Origin of the sequence: Herbaspirillum sp. C7C8 (genome assembly GCF_022627875.1) — a bacterium.
GTDB lineage: Bacteria > Pseudomonadota > Gammaproteobacteria > Burkholderiales > Burkholderiaceae_D > Herbaspirillum.
The window spans coordinates 112,563-124,571 of sequence record NZ_JABXGG010000001.1; the positions used below are offsets into that span (position 1 = coordinate 112,563).

The 12,009-nt window shown below is 60.8% G+C and carries 3 protein-coding genes; 1 reads left to right on the forward strand and 2 read right to left on the reverse strand.

From position 1 onward, the window contains the following. Nucleotides 1-27 precede the first annotated feature (27 nt). On the reverse strand, nt 28-8,436 hold the full coding sequence (locus tag HWE01_RS00515) for a two-partner secretion domain-containing protein (protein WP_241820820.1): 8,409 nt from the start codon (nt 8,434-8,436) through the stop codon (nt 28-30). 251 nt (nt 8,437-8,687) lie between these two features. Here HWE01_RS00515 and HWE01_RS00520 point away from each other — a divergent pair, with 251 nt between their 5' ends. Next, entirely contained in the window at nt 8,688-10,391 is a 1,704-nt protein-coding gene (locus tag HWE01_RS00520) for a ShlB/FhaC/HecB family hemolysin secretion/activation protein (protein ID WP_241820821.1), read from the forward strand. A 154-nt stretch (nt 10,392-10,545) separates the two neighbouring features. Here HWE01_RS00520 and HWE01_RS00525 read toward each other — a convergent pair whose 3' ends face one another. Beyond that, nucleotides 10,546-12,006 (reverse strand): aminotransferase-like domain-containing protein, encoded by a 1,461-nt coding sequence (locus HWE01_RS00525; RefSeq protein WP_241820822.1) that lies wholly within the window; start codon nt 12,004-12,006, stop codon nt 10,546-10,548. Nucleotides 12,007-12,009: the final 3 nt, after the last annotated feature.

Below are 12,009 nucleotides of genomic sequence, written 5' to 3' on the forward strand. Positions count from 1 at the left end.
CAGCGCCCAAAAATAATTCAAATCTTGTCATTCTTTCTTACTTCCCATCTTCGCCTCAACGGAGGCTCCGGTACCAGCAGAAAATCCGCTGCCCAAGCCCAATTCTACTGACGTACCCGACCACCCTCCGCCAAAACTATGGTTTGCGCCGGCACAAATGATAAATATGCACCCTGACGTAGTTACACCCGCCCCCTTTAAGAATTCAGAAGTAACGTTAGCCTTTGTTTCAGAAGACAGACCATAATTAGAAGGCAAAAATCCGGCATTGATACTCAACGACGATGAAATTGGTACGCTGCCTCCTCCACCAAAAAATACCGCCCCATTATGTAAATTAACTGCGACGTTTATATTCGCACCAAAGGCTCCACCTTGAACTGATAAATAGTCTGGTGTCGGCAGCCCCCCTGGCCCAGCAATACCCGCGGAAAAATCACCGGTATTCCAGCCAGAAGCAAACGGACTAACCATTTTTACAACGCTTGAAGCTGAGCTCGGAACATTAGCCCATTTATAGGTATCCCTTGTGTTTGAAACAATGAATTCTTGCAATTCTAATGGCGGTAGATTTTGAAGGCCTGTTTGAACCAGATATCGATTTCCTTGGGCATCGGAAATAAGCACCATTCCCACCACATCGGATAAATCCCCTGTTGTGGTTCTGCCGTCTAATTTTATTACGGCCCCCTTAAACAGGCCTTCACCGAGCGCCGTATTTTCAGCCGTTCGCAACGCCTGCTCGATTTCGTCAACTGTGTATTTCCCAGCGCTCTTTACAGCCAGTTGTTTAGCAAGAGTTTTTTCTTTTGCGATCTTATCTTCGTGCAGCTGCCGGTTATTCAGATCTACGTTATAGGCACTCGCCGCACCAGCGCCTCCTCCAACCGCAGCACCGATTCCCGACGCAGCAGCAAGTGATACAACACTCTCCACTTCCGTCGGAAGTCCTAGCTTTTTGATCTGTTCAGCAACATCAGGCATCAACGCTGAACTTGCTGCTGCACCCAACGCACCCGAAACACCACCGGCCAGCAATCCAATGGCAGCATGCGCACTGGCGCGATAGGCCCCACCTTCCTTCCACTGATCCGCCTCCGCGCTCAACTTGGCAGCTTCGGCCTGATCACCCTCCTGTGCCGCCTTAAGGGCTGAGCGTCGCAGCTCCCCTTCTTTGGCGTCGGCATAGCTACCAATCATCTTGGCAGCCTGCTGCCCAAACGCCTGCGTAATCTTCGCCTGCGCCTCAACATCCTCACGCAGTTCATTACCATCCCAGTTCTTGGCCAGGCTATTGCTGCTGTCCTTGCCGGTGCGTACCGACGCATCCAACGAGGCCACGGCCTGATCCGGACTCTGGCCGGTCTTTTCCTGCTGCGCCTGTGCATCGGTGATCTTCACAGCACCACCAGAAACACCACTGCGCGTCACACTCGTCTCGCTACCCGAGGCATTCCCGATACCAATGCCGCCGCCTGGCTTACCTTGCGAGGTGCCAGCACTAATGCTCTGACTCTCTGCCGAGTATTGACTCCGATTCTGGATATCACTGCTGGTCAGGGTTCCTGTCGTCAGGCTGTTCTTTTCCTGCCCCACCGCCTGATCCGTGCTGGCAATCTGCGCCCCCTTCAGGTCTGTATTGCCTTTGACGTTGATCTGGAATCCGCCATTACCCGCAGTAATCCCAGACTGCTGGCCCACACTGGCGTAATCCGCATCAACACGACTACGGCTCGCACTGATGCTAGCTCCCGAGCCATACCCGATGGTGGCACTACCACCAATACTCTCATCGTGACTCTTGAAGGTGCTGGTGTCCTGCACACTGGCAATATTCAGGTCACGTCCCACATTGGCCACCACCTGCTCACCTGCCACGGTGGCACCCACCAGATTCGTATCGCGTCCAGAATCGATATTGACCTGCCCACCCGCACGCACCTGCGTCATGGCGTTGGACACATCCTTGCCATCACTATTGCCCCGGCTGCCCGCAGCATTGGCCGTAAAACCAAACTGGGTCTTGGTACCAAACTGCGCAGTAAAACCAATGCCCCACGAAGACGACGACCGATCGCTATGCTGTTCATCCGTATTTTGCGCAGCAATGAGATTGATATCGTTGTCCGCCTTCAGCGCCAGATCACCCTGAGCATTGATGTCGCTGCCCGCAATGGTGATGTTGCTGTTGGCTCCATCGCCTGTGGCGCGGATGCTCATGTTGCCACCCGAAGCAACGGTAGAACCGCGTTGCGTCACCGTATTCTGTTCGGTACGGCTGCTGTTCTGGCTGCTGCCCAGCATCACGCTGATGCCGATGTTGCCGCTGCCTTCTGCCGACGCTTTCTGCATATCTCCTGCAGCGCTGTAGACCGACATGCCCGCCGTCGCCGCCGCCAATGCCTTTGCGCGCCCACTCTTGGTCTTGCTGGCAGCGTCGGCCATTTGGTTTACCGACTGCATCGCTGAAATCACCGGACTGGTGACCGACAACGTTACTCCGCTTTGCTTGTACTTGTCTTCCGTGACCGTCCGGCTTGCCTGCTCCGCCGCCCGAATCTCCACCGCCTTCGCCGCAATCTCGACATCCCCCTTCGGCGCCATCACATCACTACCCACCTGCGTATAGCGATTCCCCGCCACGACACTGACGTTGCCCTCCACGCTACCTACAGTTGAAGCCGCCGCCGTCTGGCTCTGCCCATCCACGTCCTGACTCTGCACGCGGCTCCCCACTGTCACCCCAAAGCCCGCCCCCATCACCCCGCTCTTGGTCTCCTGACGGAAATTGCGCTGCGTACTGCTGTCGGTCGCGGCCACGATGTTCACGTTGTTGCCCGCTACCACCGCTGTACCTTGGGTGGACACCACATCGCTGCCCGTCACGTTCACATCATTGCCCGCCTGCACCGCCACGGTGTTCCCCGAGAAGGTGCTGCCCACTTGCCGGCTGTAGCTGCTGGAATCATCGGTCTTGACCGAAGTGGCCGTCAGGAATCCGCTCGAACTGTGCTGGTGCTCATCCCGTGCGCTACCCGATTCGTTGGCCGTCTCGATGCGCACATCCCGGCCCGCCGCTGCACTGAGTTGACCATCGGCCACGATCTGCGTGCCCTTGGTCACCATGTCCTGGCCCGCCCGAATGCTGATGTTGTTGCCGCTGACTTGCGTGCTCACGTCCTTGCTGCCGGTGAGCGTGGCACGGTTCACGCCGCTCTCGCTGATGCCGTGAGCGCCGTTGGACTGGTCGACCAGATTCGGGCCGGTCAGTGTGCCGACCCAGTTCGAGGCGCCGCTGTCGTTGGCCCAGTTGATCTGCTGCCGGAAGTTCTCGTTGACCGTACCCAAGGTTACGTCGCGGCCTGCGGCCAGGCTGACGTCGCCCGTGCCCGCAACCACGGCTGCATTGGCCGTCAGGTCACGGCCTGCGGCCATCGTGATGTCCTTGCCGCTGACACTGGCGACCTGGTTGATGTTGGTGCCGCTGGTGACGGCATTGGCGGTGCTGACACTGGTGCTGTTGACGTTGATGTCGCGTCCGGCTGCCAGCGTGACGCTGCTGCTGCCGTCGATGGCGCCGCCCAGGTTGTTGACGTCCTGCGCAGCCACCACCGTCACGGCACTGCCGCTAATGCGTCCCCCCAGGTTCTGCACATTGTTACCCGCCAGAGATACGCTCTGCCGCCCGGCAATCGTGCCGCCGCTGTTGACGATATCCTGTGCCGTCTGGAAGGCCACGTCGTTGCCCGCAATCAACGTGCCCTGGCCGGTCACTTCCACATTGGAGGCATGGATGTAGACCTGCGGCACCAGCACTTCCTGCGTACTGCCATCAGCCAGCGTGACGTTCTGCTTGACCAGCCAGACGATATCGGTCTTCAGTTCCGCAATCTGCGCATCGGTCAGCGCCACGCCCACGGTGTAGTGATTGGTCTGTGCCACTTGCACACCCGCGTTCATCAACGCCTGGTATTGCGCTTCGTTGCTACTGTATCCGGCCAGATACCGCTGGCCGGTGATCTGCTGTACCTGGCGCTGGATCAGTTGCTGTTCGTAGAAACCATCGCCCAGTTGCCGCACGTTGGACGTGACGCCCAGCTGGTTGAGCATGAAGTCCGACGACAACCAGCTGCGCGTGCCCACAAACTGCGGATCGGTCTGCACCAGATAGCGCTGCGCTGGCCCCGCGTTGATGCGGTAGAGCGCATTGTTGGGCAGCGTCAGGTCCAGATTGGCAATGCGGATACTGGCCGCCCCTGCCGTTGCACCCGATGCGCCCGAGACCGACGAAGCCACAGCGCGCACTGAATTCTGGCGATTCGGTCCGGTCCCGCTGGTCGGAGTGATGTCCAGCTGGAAGTTAGTCACGATGTCCTGTGACTGGTAAGGCGCATTGTCATAGCGGCGGTCGTCGGCGCTGAAAGCGTGACTCTTGATGTAAGTGTAGCTGGCCGAACCCGTCGTGACCACGCGCTGGCGGCCCAGCGGGCCGGTGTTGTTGATGGCCGTACCATTGACGCTATCGCCAGCCAGCGTGCCTCCCGCGATGACCTGGCTGGCGTAATTGTTGACGCTGCCCGCCACCAGATTCATGTTGCCGCCCGAGGTGATCATGCCCGGATCGCTCTTGGTGACCACGGTACGGGTGATCTGCTCGGTGCCGTCGTAGATGGTCCATTCGCGGTAGGAGCGATGGCTCACGTCGTTGTTGAATGCAGCTATCTTGCCGTTGAGCTCCTGAAGTGCCGAAATGAAGGCGTCGTACTTGGGCTTCCAGACTGCGTAGTCAGCGTTGTACTTGTTCATCTCTTCCGCACTCGGAAGCGTCGTCACACAGCCTTCGTAGCAGGTCTCGATGGAGCGCGGCATGACGGGAGCAGGGCCAGGATCTTCTGCTGGCGGCGTTACGCCCATCACTTGCCAGATGCGGTCAGTGACACCATAGTTGATGATGGCCGGGTGCACCACAATGCTTGCATCACCGCCAGAGCTGCCTTCCTGCCATGCTTCGACATAAGCCACTGCGATGGCGTTGTCACCATTGCGGCTTCCCCTTGAGTAGGTAAAAGGCGGACCGTAGCGTTCAGCCGGATAGGTTGACGAGGGCAAGACCAGGCGGAAGTTGTCCTCATCCCCCATGTCGCGCCAGTTGTAGGGGCCCACCACCTGGCCCGATCCGAGATTGACCAGGCTGGCCGTGCTGCCATCGATCATCGTGGACGAGCCATTGACGCGATAGCTCACGATGCGATTACCCGGCCCTGTCTGGTCCGTCGTCTCCAGATGCGCATTGGTATTGTTGATGGTCCCGGCCGCTATGGTGAGATTCCCATCCGCATTGATGGTGGCGCTGCTATTGTTGATCTCGCGCGCACTACCGGTGGCGCGCTTGTTGGTGTCCAACGCCCCACCGATGGCCATGTCCCCCGCCGAATAAATCAGCGCGTGTTCGCTATTGTTGATGACGCCCGCTCCGATGTCGAGCTGGTTACGCGCCGCAATGACCGGCGCGCTGGTGACGCCATCCACCGTCTCATCCTGGTTGTTCAGGACATCCGCGCCGATAGCAATGTTATCGCCATAGATGCGACCGGTGCCGATGTTGTTGACGGTGCTGCTCTCGATGACGGTGTTGACGCCATCAATCAGGCCACGGTTGATGAAGGTGTGGACATCGGTGGCCTTCAGTTTCAGCGTATTGCCCACCAGCGAGCCGCTGGCCTGGTTGTCGATGGTGGCGGCCGTCAGCGTGAGCGTGCCGCCCGCACCGACCGCGCCGGCATTGGTAAAGGTGCCGGCCGTGCGCAGGTCGATGTCGCCGGTGGCCCCTATCTGGCCGGTATGAAGGATCGACGCCACCAGATCAAGACGCAGGTCTTTCTGGCTCAAGAGCTTGCCGCTACCGGTGAAGGAATAAGCTAAAACGCTGGTCTGCTGGCCGGCGATGATGGTGCCGTTGCTGTTGTCCACGGCCAGCGTGCGGCTGGTGGGATTGGCATCGGCCAGGCTGGCGCTATTGGTGGCGGAGATGAGACCGGCTGTGTTGTCGATGCGGTTGCTGGCGGTGAGCGCAATGGTGTCGCTACGCAGCGCACCCTGGCGGTTGCTGATGTCGGACGCTGCGATGTTGACCGTGGCACCTTCCATGCCCTGGTCCTGGCCCTGGGTGTTGTCGTTGCGCACGGTGGCGGCCTGCACATTGACAGTACCGTCCGAACGCATCAGGCCGCCGCTGTTGTCCACGCTGCCGCTGCCGGCCTGGATGTCCACGCCCAGCCTGGCCTGCATCGCACCGCCGTAATTACTGGTGCTGTTGCTGTCCACCGCCAAGCTGCCATTGGCGACGATCACGCCGGCATCGTTGTCGAGGCTGGTAGTCTGGAGATTGATGTCGCCATTGGAAAAGACATTGCCGCGATTGACCAGCGTGCCCCCTGCAATGCTCAGCGGACCTTGCGCGACGATGCCGCGCGTACTGCCGGAATGGCTGTTGCGCATGGTGTTGATGCCGGCATCGATGGTCAGCGCATCGCCCGCTTGCAGCAGGCCGTCGTCATTGCCGAGGTCGCCGCTGCGAATGTCGAGCTTGCCTTGCGCGACGATGTTGCCGCCGCCGTTGTCGAGGGTGCCGCTATCGATGTGCAGGTCACCCTGCGCACTGATCTGGCCCTGGCGGTTGTCGAGAGCCTGGTGTTGGCTGTCAATGTGCACCTCATTGCCACTGAGGTTGCCATTGTGGTTGTCAATGCCGGCGGCGTTCAAGGTCAGCGATTGCGCCGCACTGACCTGGCCCTGATTGCTGAGCGTCCCGCTAGTCGCGACGCTGACCGCATCACGGGCGGACGCCAGCGTGCCCCGGTTGGACAGGCTCGCGGCCTGGACCTCTAGAACGCCATTGGCACCCAGTGTGCCGCTGTTGGTCACGCCTTGCGTGGCTTCGATGCGCAAGCGGTCACCGGCATTAAGGCCACCGCTGTTGTCCAGGCTGCCCACCTTGAGGCCGACGGACTGCGCTGCTTCGATGTGTCCGCTGTTGTTCGTGTCGGCACTGCTGGTGACATTCAATGCGCCCTGGCTCGCACGCAGGGTGCCGCTGTTGTCCAGGGAGGCAGCATTGATGCTGGTATCTCCCGTGCCCTGCAACGTACCACTGTTGCTGATGCCGTTGGAGGCCTGCACCGCCAGGGTAGAACTGCTGCCGATGCTGTTGCGGTTGTCGAGGCTGGCGGTGGTAATTTGCACGCTGCCCTCGCCACCGATGGTGCCGCTGTTCTGCATCGCCCCGCTCGCTTGCACGGCCAACGTCCCGCCACTGGCAATGCTGCCGCTGTTGTCCACGGTGGTGGTGTTGAGCGTGGCTGCGCTATTGCTACCCAGTTCGCCAGTGTTGCTAACGCCGCCTGTGGTCTGCACCGCCAGCAAGCCATTGGCCGTGATGCTGCCGCTGTTCTCCAGGCGGCCATCGGCGGTCACCACGGCCTGCCCCACCGAGGCGCCGATGCTGCCTGCATTGCGCACGCCCACACCATGCTCGGTGGAGGTGAGATAGATGTGGCCCGCATACATGCCGCCCAGTTGCGCCACGTCAATGGCGAGAGCAGGCGCGGCGTCAGTGGGCGCCACGCCAGGAACCACGCTGGCGTGATCTGCGCTCACCGTGTTCAGGCCCGTACTGACCTTCAGTTCCGGCGCCCAGAGGCCGGCATTGACCTGCACCGCGCGCGCGATGATCTCGGCGTAGTCGGTGCGGCTGGCGTCCATGCCGTTGCCCTCGATGCCAACTGCGCCGCTGGCCACCCGATAGCTCTCCAGACTGCCGTTGACGAGTTGTGGCACGCCCGTGGTGAGCGTCGCACGACTGGCATTGATGAAGCCGCAGCCCGAGCAGGTGATGCCGGTCGGATTGGCCACCACCACCTGCGCCCGCGCCCCGGCCACTTCGAGGTAGCCGCGCAAATAACTGGGGTTGGCTGAATTGACCTGGTTGACGATCACCCTGGCTGTGCCCGTGGCCAGCCAGGGATTGCCGGCCACATAGCCACCGAGCTGGGTGGCCGTGGTGCTTTGCGCATTGTTGAGGATGGCGCCATTGGCGCCGACATCGAATTGCCGGTAGCTATTGACCGACACCCCTGCCGCACTGGGTGTTTGGATGTTGATCACCGGCACGCCATTGGGCGTGACCAGCACCGTGGGCTGCTGGTTGCGCGGGGCATTGCGGTCACCCAGGATCTGCGCGTGCGCCACCGTGTTCATGGCCAGTGCCAGCGCCACGGACAGCAGCGAAAAGCGCAGGGCCGACGGGAGCAGGTCCGGCATTGGGCCGACACCGGCCAACGTACGGCCATGGTGTTGGATGCTGGAGGCGATTTCTGCAACGGCCATCAGTTGGCCGCGATGCCGGTTGAAAACCAGCTTGTAACGCTGACGGTTCATGAACTTCCCTGATGCTTTTGTTGTTATGACCGGGCACGCAACGCATCTCGATTCGCTGTTTGTCGTTGTTGTTGCGCTTTCCGGGTAGCAAGATTTTTCTTGCCAGGCGGGAAGATGTTAATTTATGTTAGCGAGGAAATGTGATTTTTGAAGTCAAAAGAAGGTTTCTTGTCAGCAAAATCCAACAGTTGTTTCCATTCCTTACATTTTCCTGGGGGCCTTGGCCAGTGCGGCTCAGAGCTCTGTTCACCATGTTTTCAGCTTGCCGTTTCCCTCCCTTCAGACTTGCCCTGATCCTGGCCCTGCATCTGCTCGCTCCCCTTGCCCTGGGGCAAACCGCCGTCAATCCCGAACAATTGCAGCGTGAACGTGAACGCGCCCTGCGCCAGCAGCAGGAGCAACGGCCCGACGTCAACCTGGGCGCATCAGCGACACCTGCGATGGCGCAGGATTTTCCGGAGCAGGAGCAACCCTGCCGGCAGATTGCGTCGATCACGCTGGAAGGCGACCAGGCCGAACGTTTTGACTTTGCGCTCGACAGCGTGACCGGGCCACAGGGTGCCATCGGGCGCTGTCTCGGCTCGAAAGGGGTCAACCTGGTGCTGGCGCGGGTGGAGAGCGCCATCGTCGCGCGCGGTTACACCACCACCCGCGTGCTGGCGCGTGCGCAGGATCTGTCGAGTGGGCAACTGGTGTTGTCGGTGGTGCCGGGACGCGTGCGCCACATCCGCTTTGCGCCCGATGCGGATCCACGCGGCACCGCGTTCAATGCCCTGCCGGTCAAAGCGGGCGACATCCTCAACCTGCGCGATATCGAACAAGGGCTGGAAAACTTCAAGCGCCTGCCGACCGTCCAGGCCGACATCAAGATCACGCCCTCCGAAGATGCGGGGGCCGAAGCAGGCGACAGCGACCTGGTGATCCAGTACCAGCAAGCGTTTCCGTTCCGGCTCACGGCGACATTGGACGATGGTGGCGCAAAGGCCACCGGCAAGTATCAAGCCGGACTGACCCTGGCCTACGACAACTGGTGGACCCTCAATGACCTCTTCTACGTCAGTATGAGCCGCAGCCTGAATCATTACGGCGACCACGGCAGCCGGGCCTATACGCTGCATTACTCGCTGCCCTGGGGTAACTGGATGGCGGCCATCACGATGTCGGGTAACCAGTATCACCAGACCGTAGCCGGTGCCTTTGAAAACTTCGTCTACAGCGGCCGCTCGGAAACCACCGAATTGAAGCTCTCGCGCCTGGTTTATCGCGATGCCGCCAGCAAGACCACGGTGTTCGGCAAAGGCTTGCTGCGCAAGGCCTACAACGCCATCGACGATCTGGAGGTCGGGGCCCAGCAGCGGCGCACCACGGCCTGGGAAGCAGGGCTGAATCAGCATCAGTATCTGGGCGAGGCCGTGGCCGATGCCACGCTGGCCTATCGCCGTTCACTCGACACCCAGGGCAGTGAACCGAGTACACCCTTCGACCTGCCGCAGATCGGTACGCACTATGGGCTGTGGCTGCTGGATGCCTCGCTCAATGCGCCCTTCCAGCTGGCCGGTGCCAGGCTGCACTATGCCGCTACCCTGCGCGCGCAGTGGAACCGCGGCAGCCTGCCGCCGCAGGATCAGTTCTCCATTGGCGGACGCTACACCGTGCGCGGCTTCGATGGCGAACTGACCCTGCAGGCAGAGCGCGGCTGGTTCCTGCGCAATGAAGTGGCGGTGGGATTGGGCGAGAGCGGGCAAGAATTGTTTGCCGGTGTTGATACCGGTGCGGTAGCAGGACCGACGGCGCAGTTCCTCACCGGCCAACGGCTGACCGGAGCGGCGCTGGGCTTGCGCGGCAGCCTGTTCAAGCTGAGTTACGAGATGTTCGTGGCCACGCCGCTGGCCAAGCCGCAAGGCTTCAAGACGGCAGCGGTGACCGGGGGATTCAACCTGCAGTGGGCGTTTTGATGATCGTCCAAAAGACTGACGTTAATCGTCGTTTCCTGAGCGCATCTCTGCCCGGTCTGTAAGCAAATATCCAGTCCCTGTAAATTCTTCGAAAATCCGCTGTTGTACCCCCAAAGAGCTCAACCCGGCAAGCCACCGGCGGGTCTTAGCCCAGTCAAGCAATTCTGCTGATGGGACCGCTGGCGCGGGCCAGGCTTGAGCGCACGCCTGCCACTGCGCGCAGGCGTTCATCGAGGTAGGCGCTCACGCGGGGATGTTGACTGAAGGCGACGTTGAAGCGGATGTGCTGGTCGGGTGTATCGTTGGCAGAGAACGCGGCGCCACGCATCATCAGGATCTCGTTGCGGTAGGCATCCTGCACCAGCAGGTCCACATCCAACCCTTCCGGCATGCTACCCCACAGGAAAATTCCGGCATCACCAGGCTGCTCAAACCGTACGCCGGCCGCACTCAGCTGCTGCATGCTGGCGTGGCGCGCCACCATGATCTTGCGTTGCAACCGCTCCAGGTGCTTGCGCAGGTTACCGGCCTTGAGCACTTCCAGCAGAACGTATTCGTTCAACGCCGGCAAAGTCATGATGCTGTGGATCTTGGTTCGCATCAGCAGCTTGAGCAGTGAGGGCTGGGCGGCCAAGTAACCCATGCGCAGAGCCGGGCTCAATGCCTTGCACAGGCTGGAGTAGTAGATCACGCCATCCAGTCCGGATAGCGATGCCAGACGCGTACTGTGGCCCTGCTGGAAATGGCCGTGCACATCGTCTTCGGCGATCAGAAAGCCATGCTGTTGCGCCATGCTCAGCACCTTGTGCAGATTGGTGGCGCTACTGCTCCATCCGGTGGGATTGTGCAAAGCCGTCTGCACGAACAGCAGGCGCGGACGGTGCGCGCGGCAAGCGGCTTCCAGTTCGTCTAGATCTAGCCCATCGGGGCGGCGCTGGATGGGCAACAAGCGCACGCCGTCCTGGCGCAACCTCCCGAACATCAGGAAATATCCTGGGTCCTCCACCAACACCGTATCGCCGGGTTGTAGAAACGTGCGGCAGATCAGATCGATTGCATGCGTACCACCAAAGGTGGTGAGGACGTGGCGCGCTTCCGCAGCGATACCGATGCTACGCAAAAGCAACGCGATCTGCTCGCGCAGTTCGGCCAGTCCTTGCGGTGGACAGCGCGAGGCCATGCCGGCCACGCTGCGCGCCAAGCCACGTTGCACGGCGGCCGCCGGCACTGCGTCCTGCAGCCAAGTGGGCGGCAAGGCTCCACTGCTGGCTTGCAGCAATCCCGGCCGCTGCTCGTTCACTTGCTGAATCAGCCAAACCGGCTCCTGCTCCTGACCCGCTTCTAGCGCCACTTCGTCGAGAATGGCGCGGCTGGCGTCGGTTGGTGTGCAGACGAAGAAGCCCGCCGTACCGTGCGTTTCGATGACACCTGCGGCCACCAGCCTGTCATAAGCCACCACCACGGTATTGGTGCTGACCGCGAGCTGAGTGGAGAGCTGGCGGATCGACGGCATCTTGGTCCCGCCGGGCAGGACGCGTTGCGCGATCTGCTGGCGCAACGCGTCCTCAACCTGCTTGAATAGGGCGATGGATGAGGAGCGATCGATGGAAAACATCGG